23 protein-coding genes are annotated in these 22,707 nt (G+C 44.6%); 12 read left to right on the plus strand and 11 right to left on the minus strand.

The genetic code is table 11. The features are described from left to right. Nucleotides 1–272: 272 nt before the first annotated feature. Together L3V27_RS10050 and L3V27_RS10055 are read left to right on the plus strand one after the other, a co-directional pair. Entirely contained in the window at nt 273–1,865 is a 1,593-nt protein-coding gene (locus L3V27_RS10050; protein ID WP_237311761.1) for a S41 family peptidase, read from the plus strand. A gap of 70 nt (nt 1,866–1,935) precedes the next feature. After that, nucleotides 1,936–2,256, plus strand: coding sequence for a hypothetical protein (locus L3V27_RS10055; protein ID WP_005397755.1), 321 nt, complete (start codon nt 1,936–1,938; stop codon nt 2,254–2,256). A 71-nt stretch (nt 2,257–2,327) separates the two neighbouring features. Here the strand turns inward: L3V27_RS10055 and rlmF are convergent, their stop codons facing one another. Continuing rightward, nucleotides 2,328–3,455: a 23S rRNA (adenine(1618)-N(6))-methyltransferase RlmF gene (gene rlmF, locus L3V27_RS10060; RefSeq protein ID WP_237311762.1), complete on the minus strand. Its 1,128-nt coding sequence runs from the start codon at nt 3,453–3,455 to the stop codon at nt 2,328–2,330. Continuing rightward, nucleotides 3,442–3,957 (minus strand): M48 family metallopeptidase, encoded by a 516-nt coding sequence (locus tag L3V27_RS10065; RefSeq protein WP_054867354.1) that lies wholly within the window; start codon nt 3,955–3,957, stop codon nt 3,442–3,444. The genes rlmF and L3V27_RS10065 overlap by 14 nt, the downstream gene beginning before the upstream one ends. Before the next feature lie 138 nt (nt 3,958–4,095). Between L3V27_RS10065 and L3V27_RS10070 the strand changes: the two genes are divergently transcribed. Beyond that, nucleotides 4,096–4,326 carry a glutaredoxin family protein gene (locus L3V27_RS10070; RefSeq protein WP_005377871.1) on the plus strand — a complete coding sequence of 77 codons (231 nt, stop codon included), beginning with the start codon at nt 4,096–4,098 and terminating at the stop codon, nt 4,324–4,326. Nucleotides 4,327–4,353: 27 nt separating this feature from the next. Here L3V27_RS10070 and L3V27_RS10075 read toward each other — a convergent pair whose 3' ends face one another. Next, nucleotides 4,354–5,223: a LysR family transcriptional regulator gene (locus L3V27_RS10075; RefSeq protein ID WP_237311764.1), complete on the minus strand. Its 870-nt coding sequence runs from the start codon at nt 5,221–5,223 to the stop codon at nt 4,354–4,356. Nucleotides 5,224–5,329: 106 nt separating this feature from the next. Between L3V27_RS10075 and L3V27_RS10080 the strand changes: the two genes are divergently transcribed. The 3 genes from L3V27_RS10080 to L3V27_RS10090 all read left to right on the plus strand — a co-directional run bounded on the left by L3V27_RS10080 (nt 5,330) and on the right by L3V27_RS10090 (nt 7,901). Continuing rightward, nucleotides 5,330–6,553, plus strand: a complete 1,224-nt coding sequence (locus L3V27_RS10080) for an MFS transporter (protein WP_237311766.1) — start codon at nt 5,330–5,332, stop codon at nt 6,551–6,553. An 89-nt stretch (nt 6,554–6,642) separates the two neighbouring features. Continuing rightward, nucleotides 6,643–7,215: a DUF1415 domain-containing protein gene (locus tag L3V27_RS10085; RefSeq protein ID WP_164666160.1), complete on the plus strand. Its 573-nt coding sequence runs from the start codon at nt 6,643–6,645 to the stop codon at nt 7,213–7,215. A gap of 110 nt (nt 7,216–7,325) precedes the next feature. Then, on the plus strand, nt 7,326–7,901 hold the full coding sequence (locus tag L3V27_RS10090; protein WP_164666161.1) for a nucleoside triphosphate pyrophosphohydrolase family protein: 576 nt from the start codon (nt 7,326–7,328) through the stop codon (nt 7,899–7,901). A 69-nt stretch (nt 7,902–7,970) separates the two neighbouring features. Here L3V27_RS10090 and btuD read toward each other — a convergent pair whose 3' ends face one another. The 8 genes from btuD to cobT form a co-directional block, all read right to left on the minus strand. Then, complete coding sequence (gene btuD / locus L3V27_RS10095) at nt 7,971–8,738, minus strand: vitamin B12 ABC transporter ATP-binding protein BtuD (RefSeq protein ID WP_237311768.1); 768 nt, start codon at nt 8,736–8,738, stop codon at nt 7,971–7,973. Continuing rightward, nucleotides 8,725–9,720, minus strand: a complete 996-nt coding sequence (gene btuC, locus L3V27_RS10100) for a vitamin B12 ABC transporter permease BtuC (RefSeq protein WP_237311770.1) — start codon at nt 9,718–9,720, stop codon at nt 8,725–8,727. Before btuC ends, btuD begins: the two co-directional genes overlap by 14 nt. Nucleotides 9,721–9,802: 82 nt before the next feature. After that, nucleotides 9,803–10,831, minus strand: a complete 1,029-nt coding sequence (locus tag L3V27_RS10105) for a succinylglutamate desuccinylase (RefSeq protein ID WP_006741645.1) — start codon at nt 10,829–10,831, stop codon at nt 9,803–9,805. A gap of 274 nt (nt 10,832–11,105) precedes the next feature. Next, complete coding sequence (locus L3V27_RS10110) at nt 11,106–12,902, minus strand: M3 family oligoendopeptidase (RefSeq protein WP_237311771.1); 1,797 nt, start codon at nt 12,900–12,902, stop codon at nt 11,106–11,108. Between the two features lie 128 nt (nt 12,903–13,030). Beyond that, nucleotides 13,031–13,645, minus strand: a complete 615-nt coding sequence (gene cobC, locus L3V27_RS10115; protein ID WP_237311773.1) for an alpha-ribazole phosphatase — start codon at nt 13,643–13,645, stop codon at nt 13,031–13,033. A gap of 10 nt (nt 13,646–13,655) precedes the next feature. Beyond that, entirely contained in the window at nt 13,656–14,189 is a 534-nt protein-coding gene (gene cobU, locus L3V27_RS10120; protein ID WP_237311775.1) for a bifunctional adenosylcobinamide kinase/adenosylcobinamide-phosphate guanylyltransferase, read from the minus strand. Further along, nucleotides 14,186–14,992, minus strand: a complete 807-nt coding sequence (locus tag L3V27_RS10125) for an adenosylcobinamide-GDP ribazoletransferase (protein WP_104969339.1) — start codon at nt 14,990–14,992, stop codon at nt 14,186–14,188. Before L3V27_RS10125 ends, cobU begins: the two co-directional genes overlap by 4 nt. Further along, the gene (gene cobT / locus L3V27_RS10130; protein ID WP_237311777.1) at nt 14,992–16,035 is read right to left on the minus strand and encodes a nicotinate-nucleotide--dimethylbenzimidazole phosphoribosyltransferase; all 1,044 of its coding nucleotides are present in this window, start codon (nt 16,033–16,035) and stop codon (nt 14,992–14,994) included. The genes L3V27_RS10125 and cobT overlap by 1 nt, the downstream gene beginning before the upstream one ends. 248 nt (nt 16,036–16,283) lie before the next feature. Between cobT and L3V27_RS10135 the strand changes: the two genes are divergently transcribed. The 6 genes from L3V27_RS10135 to cdd all read left to right on the plus strand — a co-directional run bounded on the left by L3V27_RS10135 (nt 16,284) and on the right by cdd (nt 22,565). Further along, nucleotides 16,284–16,973 (plus strand): NAD(P)H-binding protein, encoded by a 690-nt coding sequence (locus tag L3V27_RS10135; RefSeq protein WP_047008662.1) that lies wholly within the window; start codon nt 16,284–16,286, stop codon nt 16,971–16,973. A gap of 200 nt (nt 16,974–17,173) precedes the next feature. Further along, nucleotides 17,174–18,547, plus strand: a complete 1,374-nt coding sequence (locus L3V27_RS10140; protein ID WP_005377885.1) for an L-cystine transporter — start codon at nt 17,174–17,176, stop codon at nt 18,545–18,547. A 156-nt stretch (nt 18,548–18,703) separates the two neighbouring features. After that, nucleotides 18,704–20,125, plus strand: a complete 1,422-nt coding sequence (gene sbcB / locus L3V27_RS10145; protein WP_046874843.1) for an exodeoxyribonuclease I — start codon at nt 18,704–18,706, stop codon at nt 20,123–20,125. Nucleotides 20,126–20,180: 55 nt separating this feature from the next. Further along, nucleotides 20,181–20,555, plus strand: a complete 375-nt coding sequence (locus L3V27_RS10150) for a CidA/LrgA family protein (RefSeq protein WP_005397786.1) — start codon at nt 20,181–20,183, stop codon at nt 20,553–20,555. Nucleotide 20,556: 1 nt separating this feature from the next. Continuing rightward, nucleotides 20,557–21,234: an LrgB family protein gene (locus tag L3V27_RS10155; protein WP_005377888.1), complete on the plus strand. Its 678-nt coding sequence runs from the start codon at nt 20,557–20,559 to the stop codon at nt 21,232–21,234. A gap of 443 nt (nt 21,235–21,677) precedes the next feature. Beyond that, on the plus strand, nt 21,678–22,565 hold the full coding sequence (cdd, locus tag L3V27_RS10160) for a cytidine deaminase (protein WP_005397788.1): 888 nt from the start codon (nt 21,678–21,680) through the stop codon (nt 22,563–22,565). Nucleotides 22,566–22,707: the final 142 nt, after the last annotated feature.

The raw sequence follows: 22,707 nt of genomic DNA on the forward strand, positions 1-22,707 counted from the left end.
AATACATTCACTTAGCTAATAAAAACAAAAGCAAAACAGATAATTATAATTCTATTATTTATAAGGACATAGAAAAGTGAAATTTAAGTATTCTTTAGCAACGGCAGTCACTCTCGCATTATTACAAAGATAAACATTTTTACGTTATTTACCTCACACTCTTTAAATATAAATTTGCAGACGAACGAATTAAATTAATACATTCACTTAGCTAATAAAAACAAAAGCAAAACAGATAATTATAATTCTATTATTTATAAGGACATAGAAAAGTGAAATTTAAGTATTCTTTAGCAACGGCAGTCACTCTCGCATTATTACAAGGTTGTGGCGGTGGCGGCGGTGATGGTTCATCTACTCCGTCAACTAGCAGCGCAACCGGACCAACATGGAAAGCCGGTGATTTTAGCCAACCATCAAGCTCGTTTGTCAACCAATGTGAAACCCCACGAGTGGGTCGAGACCCATATAACAATTATGCCGCCTATCCAGATGAATTAGGTTCTGCTTTACACGAAAAACTCTTTTTAAGAGCTTTTACTAACGAAACTTACCTTTGGTATGACGAAGTTCCTGATAATAATCCAGCAAACTACAAAACCGTGACTGATTACTTCAACACATTGGTCACCTCTGCTACTACCACGACTGGTAAACCGAAAGATCGCTTCCACTTTACCGTCCCTTATGAAAATGATATGAAGTCATCGCAATCTGGTTTAGTCGCTGGGTTTGGTTTTAACTGGGCATTCCTACGTGGCGTACAACCTAGAGACGTTCGTATTTCCTACACTGAAGAAGCCTCTCCAGCTGATAGAAGCGGCATTGCTCGTGGTGATAAGCTTCTAAAAATCAATAATATTGATGTTGTTAACACCGGTAGTCAGTCCGACATTGATTTTATTAATAAAACTCTATTTAACCCTAACATCAATCAAGATTACACCTTCACATTTGAGAGTGTTGACGGCCTAGAGAAAACCGTGACGCTTACCGCCTCTGATGTCATGACTTCTCCAGTTAAAAATGCCAAAGTGATCGCACACAATGGTATGCAGATCGGCTATCTACAATACAACTCCTTTGAACCAAGCGCTCAAGCCCCACTTATTGAGGCGTTCAGTACGCTCTCGGCAGAGAATGTTGACGAGATCGTCGTTGATTTACGTTACAACGGCGGTGGCTTAGTACTTCAGTCCTCGCAAGTAGGCTACATGCTAAGCGGTGCTGGTCAGAACCGAGTCTTCAGTGAGTTGATTCACAACGACAAAGTGATGCGTACCATTAAAGATGGGGATAACATCTATCGCTTTACGAATCTAGCAATAGACTGGGCAGCACAAAAGTATTCGGACCAAATGCTGCCGACACTGAACAAAAAGCGGGTATATGTGCTGACTTCAGGAGGCACGGCTTCCTCAAGTGAGCTGTTGATCAACGCTTTGCGCGGCATTGATGTTGAGGTTATCCAAATAGGCTCAACAACCACAGGTAAACCGTATGGGTTCTCAGCAGAACAAAACTGCGGCACTATGTACTACACTATTCAGTTCAAGTCAGCGAACGAGAAAAAATTTGGCGACTTCTCTGATGGTTTTATTCCTACTCCAAAGAGCCAAATCAATACCGAGCTAGGCTTAAACAATAGAGTGGAAGGTTGCTGGGTCAATGATGACCTAACAAAACCATTAGGCGATCCGTCTGAAGGTATGCTTTCTGCGGCACTAAACTACATGGAAACTGGAACCTGTCCGCCAGTCTCCTCTTCAAGTTTCAACGCCATGCCGCGTAACATTTCATCTCCGGAGTTAAGCGATCTTCGCTCTCCGCTACGAACAGAGGCAATTCATGTTGAGATCAACTAACTTTTTACAAATGCTGATTCGGGTTGCGCTTTTCTTAGGCACTTCGATTTCTTTGATAGGATGCCAAGCTATGTCACAAGAACCCGTTGAAGCATTGAGTAAAAAGAACTCTCCGGAAACAGTCATAGAGATTCAAAACGCGATCGCAGAAATCCAAGGGACACCAGCACCTAGAATCGCAAATAACGTATTTGAATCCTCACCGCATTTGTTGATTGAAAAAGGACGAGTAAAAGGGAACAACAATCAACTGTTGGATGGCAGCTATACGGATCTTCCAGACCAATATACGTTGCAGATAAGAGGTGAAACCTGTGGCTTGTACTATGCCAAAACAGATACTTTTGTCTCTCTCAGTTCACTAGATTGTGAGCCCATCATTAAGTTTTAGATCTCCCAAAATAGAAGCCCGCTGATATCAGCGGGCTTCCTACTTTATTGTTCAGTGTGAAACGGTCAATGTTACTTTAATTCAATCCATGCTTTACGCTGTTGTTTATCCATGTATGACCAAGCTACAAAGCGGCTCACTTTCTGTCCTTGACTCATTTCAACCACACGAATGGCTTTCACACCCAATTTTTCAAGCTGCTTGCGCATCGGGCGAACGTTGTCTTTTTTGGATATAAGTGTTGTAAACCACAAGACCTGCGCAGCAAAAGCTTGGCTTTCATTCGCCATTTTTCGGATAAACGCCGCTTCTCCGCCTTCACACCACAATTCAGCGTTTTGACCGCCAAAATTCAACGCAGGTTTACTTGTCTTTACTTGTGCGGTTTGAGGTTTTAGCCCCTTCTTACGCTGGTTTGCTTTTAGATTATCGATTTTACGCTGGCTGCCCATAGCGGCATCTTCCGCCGAACGGTGGAATGGCGGATTACATGTCGTCACATCATAACGGTCATTCGGTTGAATGATACCGCGATAAATATTGGCATCACTGTGTTGCTGTACCAGTGCAATTTTTCCCGTCAAAACACGATTGTGCTCTACGATCGTTTGAGCCGATTGGATGGATTTTGGATCGACATCGCTGCCCGTATAGTGCCAACCGTATTTTGTTACACCAACAATCGGATAAATACAGTTTGCTCCCACGCCAATGTCCAACGCTTTCACTTTTTGGTGCGCGTACTGACCTTTTACTTCACCATCAAGTAGTTCTGCCACTCGGTGAATGTAATCAGCTCGGCCCGGAATCGGTGGGCAAAGATAGGTGTCGGGAATGTCCCAGAACTCGATACCATAATACGCAGCAAGCAATGCTTTATTGAGCATTTTGACAGCGTTAGGATCAGAGAAGTTTATGGAATCTTCCCCTTTCGGATTTTTGATAACGAATGGCTTTAACTGTGGTTCACTTTCCACGAGTTTTTTAAAATCGTAACGACCTCGATGAACATTACGCTCATGCAAACCATTCTTCGCTATTTTTATGAACTCGACTTCGCTCTTTCCTGCAGGCTGCGGAGATTTGCGCGCAACTTTGTCTTTAACACGCTTCGGCTTGGCTTTATTCGCGTCTTTATTCTGAGCCGCCTTTAAAGTCTTTGGCTTTGCTTGCTTCGCGTTGTGATTATTGTTCTTCATTCAAATTCGCTTTTAAATCGAGGTAAATCATAAACAAACGAGCATCAAATTCGAGTTGGTGATACTCAGGCTCCATGTAGCAACATAGCTGATAGAACGCCTTGTCGTGGTTTTTCTCACGAGTATGCGCCAACTCATGTACCACCAGCATTCTTAATAGTGGCTCGGGCGCATCCTTAAATACATTGGCAATGCGAATCTCGTTTTTCGACTTCAGCTTACCGCCATGGTTTCTACTGATAACACTGTGCAAACCAAGCGCGTTGTTTACCGCGTGAATTTTCTTATCGTAGACAACTTTACTGATTGGCGCGGCTTTCTTCATGTAGCGGTTTTTGATTGCCATGGCGTACTCATAGAGCGCCTTTTCGCTTTTGATTTGGTGCCTATCGGGATAACGCTTTTCGAACCAAGGAACAAACTTGCCACTCGCTATCAATGAGCTCACCTGCTCTACGATGTTTTGTGGGTAGCCTTGAATGTATCGAAGTGACGGATGCATAGAATTAACGTCTGTTATGACAAAATAAAGGCGCTCAATATACCTGAGATAAAGGACAGTTTCACCTTAGCTTTCGCCTTTCATTTATGGTGAAAGGCCGTTAAACTTCGCCTCCCAATGATAATGGAGAGAAACTCAATGAAACGTGTCGTCCTTTACGTCAAAGACAAATGCCCTCACTGCAAAGATGCTCAACGTTATCTGGATTCGAAAAATATTAACTATCGTTTGTGCAATGCTAAGATGCAACGCGGTCGCAAAGAACTTGATGCGCTTGGTGCTCGTTCAGTGCCAGTTTTAAAAATTGGTGATCGGGTAATGATTGGCTGGAACCCAAAGAACTTCGAGAAGATGTACAAAGGCGACTAGCGCTCGAACGATGAATTTGCGCTGCGTTTAAACGTAGCGCTTGATAAACTCGATAAACGTTCGATCTGCTATTGATAAGTACCCCTGCTTGCGCCAAGCAAGTGCCAGATCCAGCGTCACTGGTGGTTCAAACGGTAGGCCAACAACGCCCGACTCATGTTGAGTCACCAATTCCAGTAACGCGGTAATCGCAAACTCTTGTTTCACAATACTCAAAATCAAAGGCAGTAAGTTGGTCTCGAATGATGACTTCATGGTAAACCCATGCTCCTCACTCACCTGATCCAAAAATTCGCGGTGAAAATAGCCATGCTGAAACATAACCAAATCGTGTTCAAAGAACTCATCAAAAGTAAGAGATTCTCGCTGGGCTAACTCATGCTCAGGTGAAACAACGGCGACCATTTGGCTAGTAAATAAATGGTCAGTTTCTAGGTCATCAGGCACGTTATCACAACTGATCACACCGATATCGAGTTGACCATTAAGCAGCATACGACGAATCGATTGAGTCCCAGCTTCGACCAAGGTCAATTTTAACTCTGGGAACTGGCTTTTAAACGCCATCACAATTCGTGGAAAGAAATAACTGCCCATCATTGATGGCGTCCCGAGTCGTACTTCTCCTTTCGCTAAACCTTTCAACTCATCAATCGCGAGCTGCGCGTCGTGCAACTGTTGAATCACCCGCTTAGCATGTACAAGTAGCGTTTCGCCCTCTTTCGTTAAGCTGATTTTTTTATCATCACGGCGAAATAGGGTAACGCCCAAAGACTGCTCAAACTTTTTGATAGAAATGCTTAATGCGGGCTGGGCAATATGCAGGGCTTTCGCCGCATGGGTAATGTTTCCGTGTTCAGTGACCGCCAGAAAATGTTTAAGTTGTTTCGATTCCATTAGATCAAAAATATATGGTGTCCATATTTTTAATATATTTTTTTAATTTATAACGAACTGATAGATTGATCACAGTCTCTCCATTTGCTCACATTAGGCAGGATTCATGGTCAGTTTTGGCACACCGGAATACAAACGCATTACGCTCTCGCTAGCACTTGGTTCCTTCTTGGTTTTTTCAAATTTATACCTACTACAGCCAATGCTGCCCACTTTTGCCCAAATTTTCACGATCTCAGAAACGCAAGTGAACTGGTTATTTGCGGCCTCAACACTTGCTCTCTCTTTTAGCCTCGTTCCAATGGCTGTGTTGTCAGAGTCAGTGGGACGAAAGCCAGTCATGATGGCCGGTCTGTTTTCGATTCCTACCCTTTCCGCTTTGATGCTGTTTGGTGACTCATTCCTGTTTTTGGTGGTATGTCGAGCATTGATCGGTGTCGCGCTCGCCGCTTTTGCGGCGGTCGCCGTGGCTTACATGGCAGAAGAGCTCGACAAGCACGCTTTCTCGATGGCAATTGGAACGTACATTGCGGCTAACTCATTAGGTGGTATTGCAGGGCGTATTAGCGGCGGCTTGTTGGCGGACAATTTCAGTGTTGATGTCGCCATTGAAGTTATGATGGTGTTCACTCTTCTTGGTGTCATTGGTGTTCACTATTTATTGCCAACACAGCGCAACTTCACCCCGTCATCAAGCAGTTTGCACCATCAAAATCGTGCGCTTATTGGTCATTTTAAAAACCAACGCGTGTGGTTCGCGATGCTGATAGGAGGACTCAACTTTGCTTTGTTCGTCAACCTTTATTCCGTCATGGGTTTCCGTCTGGTGAGTGAACCTCACAATGTGCCCGTCGGGCTGGCATCACTGATCTTTATTTGTTACTTGGGAGGGACTTTCTCCTCTCGTTGCGCAGGCCACTGGAGTAAACGTTATTCATCAATCCTCGGTATGTTCTTAGGCGCGATAGTGAGCATGACGGGGATGTGGATTGCGGCGGTTGAAAGCCTGACCGCAATGCTAGCTGGGTTGTTGCTGATAAGTTTTGGTGCCTTCTTTACTCATACCCTCGCCTACGGTTGGGTCGGTCAGAATGCCACTCGCGCCAAAGCCACCGCGACAGCGCTCTACTTAGTACACTACTATGTAGGCGGTAGTTTGGGAGGATTCTTACTTCTTTATTGTTGGCAACATGGTGGTTGGTCGAGTGTTCTTCTGGGGGGAAGCGCAGTCTACCTAGCGATGTTTGCTGCGATTGCGTATTTGAAACACATCGCCGAAAGAAAGCACACTGACCAAACACCTGACGCAGCGAGTTTAAAGAGTAGCTAGGGTAAGCTCATTTGCGTAATACCTCTCTGGTTACTTGGATAACCAACTCTGCTATGCTTGCGCTACTTTAATAAAAACCAGAAAGTCGTATGTCAACGCGTTCAACACAAAACACAGATATCGAAGCGATCACTCAACAGGTCGATCAATGGCTCAACGATGTGGTAATCGGACTCAACCTTTGTCCGTTTGCTGCCAAACCGCAACGTAATAAACAAATCAAAATCTTTGTTAGTGAAGCGACTCAAGAAGAAGCGCTTCTTGAAGATATTTTATTGCAGCTGATTGAGCTGAGTAACACAGAACCCGAACAACTTGAGACCACGTTGGTTGTGGTTCCCAACATGCTACAAGATTTCTGGGACTACAACTTTTGTATCGATTGGGTTGAAGGATTAATTAAGCAACAAAACTGGGAAGGCATTTTCCAAGTGGCGACTTTCCATCCTGATTACTGTTTTGGCGGCGCAAGGCCTGAAGACGACGAAAACCTGACCAATCGTTCTCCTTACCCAATCTTCCATTTGATTCGCGAAGAGAGTATGGAAAAGGTACTAAAACACTATCCTGATCCTGAATCCATTCCCGATACGAACATCGCTCGTGTTTCCGCCCTTTCAGAGGAAGAACGTAAAAAGCTGTTTCCTTACCTATTTCATTAAGCACCACCATTACCCAAAGGCAGATTTATCACCAGTTGGATTCAATGCCCTTGGGGTTCAAAGTGCGGTTTGGTATCATTGCCGCTTCAATCGATTCAATGGAAATTAGAATGCAACTGTCAAAGCTAACCCAAGAGATTTTTGATCACTTATACCGTGATATCACCGAGTTCCGTAGTACGTTCGACTTACCAGTCGCAGACGCTGCAAGCCTTGATGCGCAAGCAGACACACTACACACCTCTTTGGCGATCGAAGAGCTAACAGAGCTAGCAGAAGCAGATTGTAAAACTGAGCAAGCAGATGCCATCGTAGACAGCGTGTATGTATTAATGGGCCGTCTCGTTCATCTTGGCCACAGCAAATTAGAAGACAACCTAGCGATCAGCTACTTAATTGATCTTCTATTAAACGTTGCAGTAAACCGTGGTATTGAATTTATTCCTTGCTGGGATGAAGTGCACTCAAGCAACATGAGCAAAGTATGCCGTAACGAGCAAGAGTACTCAGAAACAGAGGCATTCTACGCGGAACAAGGCATCAAGTTGATGGCGGTACAGAAAGGTGAATACATCATCGCAAAATGTGCCGAAGATTTCGTATCGGAAGGTAAAACCATTCGTAAAGGCAAAGTACTCAAATCAGTTTACTACCGCCCAGCAGATCTAAAACCGCTAACTCAGTAAGCGTTGAGTTTGGCTATCTCGATTAAAAAAACGACCTCAAGAAGGTCGTTTTTTATTGTCCCTTAAATACTAATCAAAGATTAAATAAGGTTGCTCATCTACGATGACCTTTTTGACTTGAGTATTGAACACTTCCCCGAGCGCTTCTTCCGTTAGCACAGTATCGGCATTTCCTGATGAGTGCAGCACACCGTTGTTAAGCAGCAATACTTTATCTGCGTGCTTTAATGTGCGGTTGAGATCGTGATTAGCAACCAATACTCCAATTCCCTGCGCCGCCATAGCGTTAATCAATTGATAGAGCAGACCCTCTTGCGCAATATCTAACGGTGCTGCTGGCTCATCCAAAATTAAAAACTGCGAAAAAGGATTAATGGTACGCCACACCTGCAAACATACACCTGCTAATCGGACACGTTGCCACTCACCGCCGGATAATGTTTGAATACTGCGATGAAGCTTATCTTGCAGCTGTACCAGCTCCACCACCATATTGACGGCATCACGCACTTTGATATCCGCAGTCTCAGCGCCACTCGGTAGAGATAGGGCGAGATACTGAAAAACATCGACATTAAATGCAGGGCGTGATTGCTGACACAAATAACCTCGAACATGAGCTTGCTCTGACAACGGTAAAGTAAGCAAGTTTTTGTCGCCAACGTACACTTCACCACTCATACCGTCTCGGTGGCTTAACGTACCAGAAATCGCAGCCAATAAAGTACTCTTACCTGAACCATTAGGCCCAACGACATGTACGATTTCGCCTGCTTTGCATTCAAAAGAAAGAGGCAATAATCGACTACCAACCGACATATGTTTAACGTGCATCATGACTCTTCACCAGCATCCAGATGAAAATAGGTGCGCCAATCGATGTTGTCATGACACCTAAAGGTAACTCTGCGGAGTCCAATAACAGCCTTGCGCCGATATCCGCAAATACAAGTAACGCAGCGCCAGATATTGCAGAAAGTGGCAATAAATAACGGTTTTCTGTACCAAAAGCCAAACGCAATAAGTGCGGTACCACCAAGCCAACAAAGCTGATGATGCCACCCAAAGCGACTGAACTCCCCACCAAAACAGAAATGGCGAGGATCAGTTTCCAACGCATTTGATGTACATCGACGCCCAATTGGGTCGCATGAATCTCACCCAGCATCAATTTATCAAGCGACTTGCCTTTACAACACAACCAGATAAGCACCGGCAGCATCACCAAGGTAACGGTATGTTGATACCAACTTGCGCCACCAATGCTGCCCATTAACCAATACATCAGTTGGCGTAAGCTAAGATCATCACTGAAGTAAAATGCCCACGTCACAATCGCGCTCGATAAAATACCCAATGCGACACCAACCAAAAGCAATCGAGCCGTCGTCAGGTGCATTGCCCTTGCTATCGCCACCAAAACAAACGTGAACACCATCGAGCCTGCAATCGCTGCCAACATAAAAACAATCGGGGTAGGAAGAACAGGTGACGCGAACATGATTAAGACCATTGCTAAGCTTGCACCACCAGATATACCAAGCACGCCGGGTTCAGCCAACACGTTCCCAAGCAACACTTGTAACGTCGCGCCAGATACCGCTAACGCAGCACCAATAATTGCCGCAGACACCAACCTCGGTAAACGTAAGTCCACCAATAGCTTATGTTCAAATGCAGATAAAGATTGAAAAGGAGAAAGGAAAATTTCTCCGACCATCAAGTGGATGGCAGAGAGTACAGCGAGCACGAGCGACATAACCATCAGGTTACGTTGCCAGCGTCGTTCCTTGTTCAGGATAAGTTGTTGAAAATCCATAGCGGCCGATAAAAACAAACGAGGCTTAACCTTACAGTTAAGCCTCGGTAAATTGCAATTAACTTCTCAAAGCAATGTTGGATTAATCGTAAACCAACTCGCCCTCTTCAAAACGGGTTTTCACTTCACAAACCATCAGAGCTGCACGTTGACCTATTGCGACATGGCGGTTCGGGAAGACAATCGCTTCGTTTTCGTTCTTCGCCATTAATGGTTTGTCGCCATCATGACCAAACACTTCGCCGTGAACAAATGAAGTGAAGTTTTCAACATTGTCGTCGAACATAAAGTCAAAGTCTTCGTTCAGGCGAACGATTGTGCGACTTACGCGATATTTAATGCATGGTTTTGGTAGGTGTTCTGGCTTCGTTTCCGCAATCAAATTACGTAAAGACAAATCAAACGCAGTCAATTTATCGAGGTCATTTTCACCAATACGAGCCACACGACCAAGCTCCATTGTGAGAGCTTGCGCACCAAAGTTCTCGGCACTGTACCAGCTAAACGTACTCGATGGTGAGTTTGACAAGAGCACAGCTTCAATGTGTGCACTGTCCAAGAAATCGATTAATGCCTTGCTTCGCACAGGATGGCGAGTCTTAGGACTTACTGCAAACGTATAGTGCTTCGAACCTCTAATCGCGCAGTGTAAATCAAGATGCCAGCGTGTTGTCGGGTCGGTATCCTGATAGAAATCGCGAACGAGCAACTTTAGTGTATCAGCGATGACAAGCTCTTTTGTCTGCTTGTGTTCTTTTTCGTCAAAAAGACGGTTGAGGTTTTCTTCAAGGAATCGCGTGTGCGCCAGAGTGGATTCTGGATGAGCGATAATGAATAGACAACGGGTATCGACCGTCTGGAACCCAGATTCTATGTCTTGAATAATGGAATCCACCAGCTCCATCGGTGCCGTTTCATCTCCGTGAACCCCACAAGAGATGATGACGTTCTTCGTATCCTGAGTATAGTTCTCAGGGATCACTTCTAGTACACCACGCTGATAGAGTTTAAGTTTTACACCGTTAGAAAGCACCTGCTCCGCTGGTGCAACATCGATATGAACATCTAACGTGTCAGTTAAAAACGATTGGCGAAAGAGAGACTTCGTCATGCGTTACTCCTTAATAGCACGGCGGGTATGTTAATAAATTGTACAAAGGATTTTTGTTGCTGCGATCTCACTTATGAGTAGAAATCACTATTTCCCTCGAAAATCCGATACCTTTTCGCGCCAGGCACTCAAATCAAGCATTGAGGCGTTTAATTTTTAAACAATTACAAAGTGTTAGGGCTGTGAACTTTACCACAGCCCTGATTAAGATCATTATGATTTGATCAAATTTTTGTAGCTATAAAGCAGATTATGCATCAACAATGCGAAAAACTTAGCCGCGCTGTGCGAGCAAACGCTCAAACTCATCGACTTTTTCACGCACTAGCTCAACGCTCTGCTGCCAAAACGTTGGTTGAGTTAAATCCATCGATAGATGCTTTTCGACAACATCTTCCGCCATCATGCAGCCGGTGTCGCGCAGCAAATTGATGTAATCGGTGTAAAACGCTTCGCCTTTGGTTTCTCGCTGTGCATAAATACCCTTGCTGAATAAGAAACCAAATAGGTATGGGTAGTTATAAAAACTCACACTATCGATAGAAAAGTGCAGCTTGCTTGCCCAGAAGTACGGATCCGGCTCGCTCATTACGTCGCCATACCATTCTTTCCAAGTTTCAGACATCAACTCACAGAATTCATCTGCGGTTAACTCTCCATCCTGGCGGCGTTCATAGAACGATTTTTCAAACTCGTAGCGAACCGGAATGTTGATCATTAAAGCTAGCGCAGATGACAACTCTTCCCACAACATCTCTAGCTTTTCATCGACGCTCTCCGCTTTCGAAATCAAATGATCACGAACGATGTTTTCTGCAAAAATAGAGGCGGTTTCTGCTAACGTCATTGGGTAGTAAGTTTGGCAAAGTGGCAAATCACGAATAACCCAGTTATGGAACGCATGGCCAAGTTCATGCGCGAGAGTCATCAGGTCTGAGCGACTGCCACTCCAAGTCATAAACACAAGTGGTGTTCGCGTTGCTGGCAGTTTGGTGCAGTATGCACCAAGGCGCTTGCTGGCATTTGGCGCGGCATCAATCCATCCGTTTTGTACCATCAAACGGACAAACTCCGACATCTCAGGGTTTACTGTTTCAAATGCTTCACAAATAACATCAATCGCTTCATCAAAGTCGTAGACCTTCGCTTCACCGCTCAAAGCAGGCATAGCCGCCAGATGATTCCAAGGTTTCATCTCATCCAGACCATGTACTTTCGCCATCAATAAACCCGCTTTCTGACCAATAGCTCGACTGTCTTTAGCTACTGTCATCATCGCATTTAAAGTTTCAGCTTGGATTCGGCTCCCATGCAAACTCGGCTCTAGGAAGTGAACTTCACGCTTCGTCGAACGCTTTTTGTTTTCAGTTAAACGCCATCCTCCTAACGCATTTAAAATCGCAGCGAATGATTCTTGGTGCGTTTGCATTGCATCTTGTATGCCTCGCCACGCAGCTTCTTGACGCTCAAATTCAGACCCATAAAGGATGCTTGCCGCTTGAGAAAACCCAAGCTCTTCACTCTTACCACCTGTGTACTCAAGCTTCACTTTCAATGAGCCAGTCAGGTTATCGTATAGGTTACCCCAAGCCGATTTACCATCCACACTCATCGCAGCCAGTAACTGTTCTTCTGCGTTGCTAAGACGAGTATCCGCCAACTTTCTAGAATTCAAGATAGAAAAAGCTTGCCCACTGATATCGGGGTTCTCATGGTCTAACACGCGCAAGATAAACTCTTCGTCGGCATGCGTTAATGTCAAATCAAAGGGACTGAACGCTTGGGAAAGCTCCGAAAAGATGCGGGTCATTTTACCAAGTAACGATTTCGCTTCGGCGTTTGTTGCATCAACAGAAGCATAACAACTCGCAAAATTTGCAACTGTGCCCGCTAAACGACTCGCGGCTTCATTGGTCAAAATCGCATTTTGCATGATCTCTACGTTGCCGCAATCTGCTGATTGTTTATTCAAAAGATCAATACATTGTTCCACAAGAGCAATATCGTCTTGAATTCGTGGGTCAGAAAGATCGTTATAAACGATGGACAAATCCCAACTCGGCGTTGTCATTTCTATATTTCCTTTTTATGTAACTGAGTCAATTTTCGCTTCCTGCACCTAGCAGATGGGCTTCCACTGACATCTTCCGTGACTATGCCCATAAGCAGTATCGCTTTGGGCATTTTAATATTTATAAATTAACGAGTTAAAAGAGGTACGCCAATCGAACGCACCGAGGCGTAAATTTGCTCATCTATGGTAATTGTTATATGCGTGACAGAAGCGTTTCCTATCGACAACGTCGAATACCACTTTGGGTTACGCCAATCTAACTCCAATACATGAGCAAGAATCATACGAATGACGCCACCATGCGTGACGATAAGTAGATTGTCATTGATATCGTTGATGATTTGAGACCAAACGCGACATATGCGCTCAGAAAATGTGCTTAAGCTCTCAGCGTTCGGCAACGTATGTTGTGCTGGCGATTGCCAAAAAGCATCTAGCTTTTTCCACTGCTCAGTGAGCATATCAAAAGGCATACCATCAAAATCACCAAATGCCATCTCTTGTAAAGATTCATCCGTCATTACTGGTAATAATTGCTGTTCAGCAATGATGTTTGCCAGTTCTTGACAACGTGAAAGCGGAGAACAAATCACTCCACCCACACCTCGTCCACTCTCAACCCAAGCCCGAGCAATGCTTTCTTGGTCAGCAGGCGTAACTTTCACATCCGTTTGGCCATGGAGTCCTGGTGGAGCATCTACTTTTCCATGACGCACAAGATAGATATTGAGTGTTTTCATTTCTTCCATCCTACTCTTTAAGAACCAACGGCAAGCCAGCAGCGACAAAGGTAACGCGATGACAAACACTGGCTAGTTTTTGATTCATCCGTCCTGCATTATCCACAAAGTAACGACTAACCGCCCCCAAAGGCACAATGCCCATTCCAACCTCGTTAGAGACGAATATTAACGTCGCATCTGAACCACGTACCACCTGTATAAGCTTTTCAATTTCTGCTTCTAGCTTCTCATTGGAACATTCATCACCTAACTCAAATATCCAATTATTGAGCCACAAGGTTAAACAATCGACCAGTACAACATCGGTGTTAGCGAAATTTGTCAGTAACTCAGATAAATGAAGGGGGCATTCATGCTCTTGCCACTCGCCCCCTCGTTGCTTTTGATGATGCGCTATTCGCTCTCGCATTTCTTGGTCAAATGGCAGCGCGGTTGCAACATAATGTAATGAGTGTTGATAAGTGGTCGATAATTGCTTGGCTGTTTTTTCCGCCAAATGCGACTTCCCAGAGCGCGCGCCACCGAGTATCAATTGCTTCATAAGATGTGATAAAACCCAATCATAGTGAGATAAACAAGCAGTTCCGATAGCTGCTGCGCTGCGCCAAGACAATCCCCCGTAAAGCCGCCAATTCGCTTGGTTAACCAACGTTTGAACATCAAACGAAATACCACGAGAACAAGCGATATAAAGATCGCCTGCGTGATACCAAGCACAAGCAATGTTATGCCACCAGTAAACAACAAAATGGAGACTTCTAAAGAAGACTGGCTATTTGCCAGCGGTTTACTTTTCGACGTATCACTGTCACTGACATAAGGCATGTCATAAATAAGCGTCGCGGCTAGTGCTCGGCTTGCGGTATAAGCGACGACAATGACCAACCAAAACTGCGGCAAGTTAGCCAGTTCACTCCAAAAAACATACTTAGCCAATAACGCCATAATGAGAGTGGCTGCACCATAAGTGCCAATGCGGCTGTCCTTCATAATAGAGAGGCGTCGCTCGACAGTCATGCCACCGCCAATGCCATCCGCCATATCAGTCAAGCCGTCTTCGTGAAATGCCCCTGTTAACAATAAGCTAAACACCATCGTTAATACTATGGCAACCGATTCTGGGAAAAGAATTGAGGTGAGCGAAAATACCAGAGCACAAAGCGCTCCAAGCACGAGACCAACTAACGCGAAGTAACGACCGGCCTGATTCATGCGTTCTTCACTGTATGGCAACGCTTGGGGTACGGGTAAGCGACTAAAAAAACTGATAGCTAATAGAAACAACTCCCACTGGTATCTTAACGATGACGACGTGACGTTCTCAGAATTATCAGGGGCTGACACTATACTGTAACTCCTGCACTCTCAAAGCTCGCCATCTTGTTGTAAAACTGGGCAGCAGCTTTTAACAAGGGTAAGGCAAGAGCGGCTCCGGTTCCCTCCCCTAATCGTAAACCAAGATCGAGTAGAGGTTCTGCTTTTAGGTACTCTAATACAAACTTATGTCCATTTTCTTCGGAGCGGTGGGCAAACAACATGTATTCGCGTGCTTCTTCGTCTAGCAACGTTGCTATATACGCAGCAACCGATACGATAAACCCATCCACTAAAACTGGAATTTTAAGCCGCTTGGCTTCTAAAAAAGCACCTACCATTTGTACGATTTCAAAGCCTCCAACCTGTGCGAGAATCGCTTTAGTATCAAGACCTCGACATCGGTTCACGCCCTGTGCCACTAGTTTATATTTACGGCTCAACTGCTGTTGATTGATTCCTGTACCGACACCAACACAATAGTCAATATCTAATGAACTCAGCGCCGATAACAGTGCGGAAGCCGAACTGGTGTTACCAATGCCCATCTCACCGAACATCAATAGATTTGAGCCAGACAAAATGGTTTGCTCAGCAATCTTCGCACCATACTCTAAACCTAGCGCCACTTGTTCTGGGGACATCGCTGATTGTTTAGAGAAATTAGCCGTACCGTTACCCAACCGTTGTTCAACCAAGTTTGGATGAAACTTAAATTCTGGAACCAGCACATCAATAGGTGCCAACATGCCGCAATCTATTACTTTGAGTTGGATGCCATTGATGTCGCAAAAGCAGTTGATGGCTGCGCCGCCGGCGAGAAAGTTAGCCACCATTTGCTGAGTGACTTCGCTTGGCGCAATGCTTACGCCCTCCTCTGCAACGCCGTGATCTCCAGCAAATACCAGCATGCTCGGTTTACAGATAGCGATGGAATCAACTGGCTGAGGTTTATCCTGACTTTGAATAAGAGCTAGCTGTAGTGCCACCTTTTCCAATAAGCCTAAAGAACCGACGGGTTTGGTTTTGTTATCTATGCGCGCTTGTATCTCCGCAGCAAAAGAGTCATCCATTTTTTACGTTCCTTTGATGTTGTCTGGGTGAGAGGTGTTCTGTTGTTCAAGAGGTCTTGTTCAGCGACAGTTTTTGCGCACCCACTATTGTATACCCTTGCATCCGCTTGGGGCAGCGCTAATCAAGTTTATCTCAGGATAGTCTGCCGAGTTCGCAGAGCGTCTCACCTTTCTTGCACGAGATTATAAGTAACTCGTTGAAATCCGCTACAATAGCTTAGACTATGTTCCCATATAGGAGAAAAGATATGGATAACAACACCTGCGCCATCATCGCTGGGGCGACTGGCTTAGTCGGTTCAAAAGTCATTACAAACCTCATAAATCAATCAGGTGTTGGTACCTTATATTATCTTTCTCGCCGCCCACTCGATGGCGTCCTAGATGCGGACAATAAGCTTGTTCCTCTCATTGATGCCGACCTTTCTATCCACCAATGGGATGATAACCAACCAACACCGACCATCGGCTTTATCTGTTTAGGCACAACCCTTAAGCAAGCAGGCAGTAAGGATAATTTACGTAGAGTAGATGTTGATCTGGTGTGTAAAGTCGCCCAACAGATGAAAACGATCGGAGTCAAACGCCTTGCGGTTGTTTCTAGCCTTGGTGCAAATAGTAAATCACCATCCCATTACTTAGCCTGTAAAGGACAAATGGAACAAAGAATCGAAGCTATGGGTTTTGAGGAAATCGTGTTTGTTCGCCCAGGCCCGCTTGTTGGTCAACGTCAAAGCCCAAGAACGGACGAGAAGTTGGTGCAAACTCTGTTTAAGGTAATTCGCCCACTCATGCTTGGCAAACTGTCCAACTTCTTACCTATTCGAGCAGAAGATGTCGCAAAAGCGATGATTTATCAACTTTTCAGTTATCAAGAAGACTCGGTGGTTTACTTACAAAGGCAAGAAATGCGTGACTTACTGCATCACTACGAATAACCATTTTGTACATTTAACGTGCTAATTCACACTCTCACGCGACTTAGATCTCGTTTTTATATTCATTTTAGATCTAGCTAATACCCGTTTGTCATTTTTAAAGTTATATCGCGAGCGTTATCTTACGCCCCATAAACAAATCCGTATAAAACCCCGTATAAAAAACAACCGCCATTTCGGCAGGTTGATAAGGTCAGATTATGAATTTTGCAGTGATAGCCTCTCTAGCCGTCTTTGTTGGCATATTGTTCTTTCTATTTAACCAACAACAAAAGAAACACACACTCTCTCGTCTCGTTTTAATCGGTCTTGTTACTGGTTCTCTTTTTGGTCTTGCTTTGCAACTCATTCACGGTGAAGGCAACAGCGCAATTGCTCAAACACTTGAATGGGTCGGTATTGTAGGCAGTGGCTACGTTGGTCTACTGAAAATGGTCATCATGCCACTGGTGTTAGTGTCGATGATCTCTGCAGTTGTTAAATTAGAGAAAGGTGGATCATTAGGTAAAATTTCTGGCCTGACCATCTCTGTTCTTCTAGTAACGACTGCAATTGCTGCACTTATCGGTATCTTGGTGACAACAACATTTGGCCTGTCAGCAGAAGGGTTAACTGAAGGTGCGCGTGAAACCGCTCGTATCGCCGTTTTAGAAAGCCGTGCTGGTACAGTAAGTGACCTGACTATTCCTCAAATGCTAGTTAGCTTCATTCCAACCAACCCATTTGCTGATCTAACAGGTGCTCGCTCGACCTCAATTATCGCTGTCGTTATCTTCGGTGTATTAACCGGTATCGCCGCTCGTAAAGTGATGATGGAAAAAGCAGAGTTAGAATCACCGATTCGTACTTTCGTAGAAGCAGCTCAATCAATCGTTATGCGATTAGTGAAGATGATCATGGCGTTAACACCATACGGCATCGCAGCACTGATGGCAAAAGTGGTAGCGACATCAAGCGCAGGCGACATCCTAAACCTACTTGGCTTTATTGTGGCGTCTTATGTTGCTATCGCTCTGATGTTTGTTGTTCACGGCGTATTAGTCTCTTTTGTCGGCGTTAGCCCTGCGGAATACTTTAAGAAAATCTGGCCTGTACTGACCTTCGCGTTTACATCTCGTAGCTCAGCAGCAACGATCCCACTAAACGTAGAAGCGCAAATCACGAAACTTAACGTTCCACCAGCGATTGCAAACCTATCAGCATCGTTTGGTGCCACTATCGGCCAAAACGGCTGTGCGGGTATCTATCCTGCAATGCTTGCAGTGATGGTAGCTCCGACAATGGGTATCAACCCTCTGGATCTTCACTTTATCCTGTCATTGATTGCGATTATCACCATCAGCTCATTTGGTATTGCAGGTGTAGGCGGCGGTGCAACGTTTGCAGCATTGATTGTTCTTCCTGCAATGGGCTTACCTGTCACCATCGCGGCGCTGCTTATCTCTATTGAACCATTGATCGATATGGCACGTACCGCACTGAATGTTTCAGGATCAATGACTGCGGGTACAATTGCTAGCCGAGTGCTGAAGTCACCAGAAAGTGAAGCAACATTGGAAGAAACACGAGCATAGAACTCAAATTCCTTCCAAAGCGATAAAACGTAAAATATCAAGCCGATGGTTCGCCATCGGCTTTTTCATTTTCAAAAATTCAACTTGCATCTTTCGTTGCTAGTCAAGGCGTTGAATGGTCTAATACTGTCATCGGTTTTGTAAACGGTAAGCAGAATGCACCAAGATAATCAGCCCACTTTTTTCTTCTTTGATTATGAGACATGGGGAACAAACCCCGCGAAAGATCGCCCAAGCCAGTTCGCTGGTGTCCGCACAGATGAAAACTTCAATATCATCGGCGAACCTTTAGTCATGTACTGCCAGCCACCTGCTGATTATCTTCCGTCTCCTGAAGCTGCGCTTATTACTGGTATTACTCCGCAAAAAACGGTTCAAGAAGGCCTTTCTGAGCCTGAGTTTATCGCTAAGATTCACGCTGAACTCGCGAAACCAAATACAACCAGTTTAGGCTACAACAGCATTCGCTTTGATGACGAAGTGACCCGTTATACTTGTTATCGTAACTTTATCGACCCATACGCATGGAGTTGGCAAAACGGTAACTCGCGTTGGGATTTACTCGATGTATTACGCGCGTGCCACGCCCTTCGCCCAGAAGGCGTAGAATGGCCAGAAAACGAAGATGGCTTCACTAGTTTTAAATTAGAGCACTTGTCTGTCGCTAACGGCATAGAACATAGTAACGCGCACGATGCGATGGCAGACGTGATTGCGACTATCGAAATGGCAAAGAAAGTAAAAGCAGCGCAACCAAAATTGTTTGACTACTTCTTTTCTATGCGCCAAAAGCGTAAGCTCAATGAATTAGTCGACATCGTCAACATGACGCCGTTGATGCACGTTTCAGGCATGCTAGGGCGCGAATGCCAGTACACTAGCTGGATTGTGCCTGTTGCTTGGCATCCAACCAATAACAACGCTGTTATCACCATCGATTTAGCGAAAGACCCTCAACCTATTCTTGAGCTATCCGCAGAAGAGCTACACGAAAGACTCTACACTAAGCGAGAAGATCTTGGTGACTTGCTACCAGTACCAGTTAAGTTGGTTCATTTAAACAAATGCCCTATTCTCGCCCCTGCAAAAACGTTAACGGCTGAAAATGCAGAGTCTATTGGCATTGATCGCCAGCAATGTCTCGCTAATCTCGCTTTGTTGCGCCAACATCCTGAAATTAGAGAAAAGTTGATTAGCCTCTTTTCAGTCGAGCGTAAATTCGATAAAAGTGATGACGTCGATACGCAACTTTACGACGGATTCTTCTCTCCGGCCGATCGCGCAGCCATGGATATCATTCGAGAAACCGACCCGAACAATCTTGCCGCATTGGACATTGAATTTGATGACAAGCGCATTAAACCTCTATTGTTCCGCTATCGTGCGCGTAACTTCCCAGGCACATTAGACGAGCAAGAACAGAGACGCTGGGCATTACACTGTCGAGAAGTGTTTGAAAGCCAAATTGAAGAGTACATGCTGAATTTAGAAAACTTAGTTCACGAACATGAAAGTGACGAAAAGAAGATTGCGATATTAAAATCCGTGTACCGTTATGTAGAGAGCTTAGCTTCTTAACTCCTCCTAATACAAGCGCACCTTATGGTGTGCTTGTTGTTTATATACTGTCAAAATGATTAAAGAACGATTCTTACAACTGATCCAACTGCTCATTTCAATCTTCCTCATCATGGGGGCACTTGGCATCGGAATTACCATTCAAAAGTTCACTGGCGTTTCCGTCCCAGGAAGTGTCATCGGTATGCTCGTACTGTTTTTCTCCATGACTCTTGGGCTTGTAAAGGTCGATTGGGTCAAACCGGGCGCCACGCTATTTATCCGCTACATGATTTTGTTGTTCGTTCCTATTAGCGTGGGATTAATGCAACATTTCGATATGCTACTCGCTAATGCCCTCCCTATCATTGCTAGCGCAGTTGGAGGCTCACTCATTGTACTGGTCAGCCTCGCTTGGCTGCTGGACTACTTGCTAAAGGAGAAGCACTGATATGTGGTTAGTTGTTACCATTGCGGTTTTTCTTGTCGCGCGCCAAATCGCAATCAAAGTGAATAATCCTCTAGCAAATCCTTTGCTAATCAGTATTGCAGTGCTCATTCCTTTGCTTACTTACTTAAATGTACCGTTTGAAACGTATTATGCGGATAACGAAGGGATCAGTTTTTTACTTCAACCAGCCGTAGTTGCTCTGGCTTACCCGCTATATGAACAACTACCACAGATTAAAGCAAACTGGCGAATCATCACTTTTGCTTGCACAGTAGGCAGTGTGATGTCGATGATGACAACCACCTTGATCGCAGTCGCTTTCAAAGCAGATATCAGTTTAATCGCAAGTCTAGTGGGTAAATCCGTCACTACGCCAATAGCAATGGAAATTTCGAGTCACCTCGGTGGTGAAGCTGCCGTTGCGGCGATCTTGGTTCTGATTGTTGGTTTATTGGGCGCGATTTTGGCGTACCCAATTTACAACTTAATTGGAATTAAACACCCGATTGCACGTGGCCTAACAATGGGTACCGTGTCTCATGCCTTAGGCACCGCGACATGTGCAGAGAAACAGCCCATTGATGCCGCGTTCTCATCACTCGCATTGGTTTTATGCGGCATCATCACTTCTATTTTGGCTCCAAGCTTTTTTGCTTTGGCTGTCTGGCTATATCAATAGTTAAGCGCTCTCGGTCTGCCCTCCTTCCGGCAGGCCGTAGCCTTCCCGTTTCTTCCTTATCCCTTCCAAAATTCTGTATTACCTCATCTAACAACCCGTTCTAGTAAGATCGTTAAGGCACTCTGACGAGATACACACTAATAACTTCAACATTCAGTGCAATATTACTGACTCAACGTTGCTTAGATATCTAGGAATAACGTTGTGTGGACATGTAGGCATCGTAATTAACATATCCCAGCGTCTTGGTCATATGAATATATACTGATATGGTTAATTGTGAGACGGAGATAACGCTTCACGTCAGTGCAATCGAATACATGTGTGAGCTCACTCTAATTATGTAACAGAATTATCAATTGCATTATTTATCGTGATCTAACGCACGGAACATTTCTATCCTTCACATAGAATAACTGTCCATGCAATAACAAGGATTCAACATGAAAAGTCGCATTGAACAGGCGCTAGCAGGCGCTCCAGAAGCACTTTCCAAACAACTTGCTCCTATCATCCAAGCTGATGATTTTGATGCTACGCTTTCAGTTCAACAGTTTGAGCAGTTGCTTTCAGCTACCGGTCTATCAGATAAAGAGCTTCGTGTTGCTCTACTTCCTTTTGCCGCAGCATATTCCTATGCTCCTCTTTCTGAATTTTATGTCGGTGCTATCGTTCGTGGTCTCTCAGGTCGCCTTTACTTCGGTGCCAACATGGAATTCTTTGGTGTTCAGTTAGGTCAAACAGTTCACGCTGAGCAGTCTGCAATTAGCCACGCTTGGATGAAAGGTGAACGTGGTATTAAAGATATCACTATTAACTTCAGCCCATGTGGTCACTGCCGTCAGTTCATGAACGAGTTATCTACCGCAAACGAGCTTAAAATTCAGCTCCCAGAACGCGAAGAAAAGTCGCTGCATGAATACCTACCTGAAGCCTTTGGACCAAACGATCTCGGTATCGAATCCGGCTTAATGGCAGAAGTAAAGCATCAGTTCTCATGCGATGATGAAGACACTCTAATTCAAAGCGCTGTTGAAGCGATGAACATGAGCCACTCACCATATACCAACAACTTGAGTGGCTTAGCATTAGAAATGGCTAGCGGCCGTGTATTCCAAGGTGCTTATGCGGAAAATGCGGCGTTTAACCCTAGCTTGCCGCCATTACAAGTTGCGCTGATCCAAGTACTACTTGCGGGTGAAACTTTTGACAATATCAAAGCCGCTGCTCTGGTAGAAAACTCAGAAGGCAAGATCAGTCATTTGGCTGATACGCAATCAACGTTAGAAGCGTTGAATCCAGATATTCCACTTAGTTTTGTCAACGTATAAGCGACAATTTCAGTATAAAAAGCTCTACTGCATGTAGAGCTTTTTTATTGCCTAAAAACCAAAAGCAAACGTTTGCTTTGTCATAAAACTTCAGTATGATCTCCTGCAATTTCTGTCTCACCACTCTATTTTGTAAGGGAAC

Source organism: Vibrio sp. J2-3(2022), from assembly GCF_021725735.1.
Taxonomy (GTDB): Bacteria; Pseudomonadota; Gammaproteobacteria; order Enterobacterales; family Vibrionaceae; genus Vibrio; species Vibrio diabolicus.